Source organism: Colwellia sp. BRX8-5, from assembly GCF_014077325.1.
Classification (GTDB): Bacteria; Pseudomonadota; Gammaproteobacteria; order Enterobacterales; family Alteromonadaceae; genus Colwellia_A.
This window is the reverse complement of sequence record NZ_JACGVR010000077.1, coordinates 1-795: the sequence shown is the minus strand read 5'-3', so window position 1 is coordinate 795 and position 795 is coordinate 1. Positions and strand designations below refer to the sequence as shown.

At 38.2% G+C, this 795-nt stretch carries 1 protein-coding gene; it reads right to left on the bottom strand.

Annotation, left to right across the window (positions count from 1 at the left end):
• Window positions 1-12 precede the first annotated feature (12 nt).
• Window positions 13-795: IS4 family transposase (locus H4J62_RS19935; RefSeq protein WP_182218786.1), on the bottom strand; the 783-nt coding region annotated here is incomplete at its 5' end.

Sequence of the window (795 nt, the reverse complement as noted above, 5' to 3'; positions counted from 1 at the left end):
GGGTAATGCCGTTCACTTAAGGTGAACGGCATTTTTACTTTTAACAGGGTACCTATTCTTTGAACATTTCAACATTCTCGGATATTGCCGTTCTCGCCTACCGGGTAAAACGAATTGCTTAGCCGATTTTGTAATATTCATTGTGTATTTGGGAATGTTACCTGGCGTGCAGAATGATAACTGGGTTAATTCGTGAATAATATGCATTGAAGCGCCATTAAAACTCAGTTGATTGGGGTGGACACCGTCTAGCGATTTAGCCATTAATACCATTTGATAACGGATTAAATTATAAGCCAATAATATCCCCCAAAGCTCTTGCTTAATAAGCTCTGGTTGATTACTTCGTAATGTGAATCGATTGTCCAATAGCGACTGTTTCATTTCCCTAAATCCTAACTCAATTTCCCATCGGTGGGCATATAAATCAACAATGTCAGCGGGTGGAAAGCGCATAGGATCTATCATTGAAGTGAGTATTTGAAGGTCTTTTCCTTTCACTTTTTTGGTTATGAGCCGTGCTTGCATCGTTTTAGGTAATTCTGGAAACTTTTTTCGTGACTGAGGCGTTGTGGTTAATTGGATTAATTTATCTTGTCTTCCAAAACTATTGATAACTTCATATTGTGTATTTTTTTTGAGTGGCATTAACCAATGCCTTGTGTTGCCCGTACTTTGCCAGCGATGTAACAAGCCTAATGAATAAAATCCACGGTCGAACAGCGTTAAACTATTATCAGGTGTTTTATCAATTAACCCTAACGCAAGATTCATCTCGTTAACTTCAACACTATC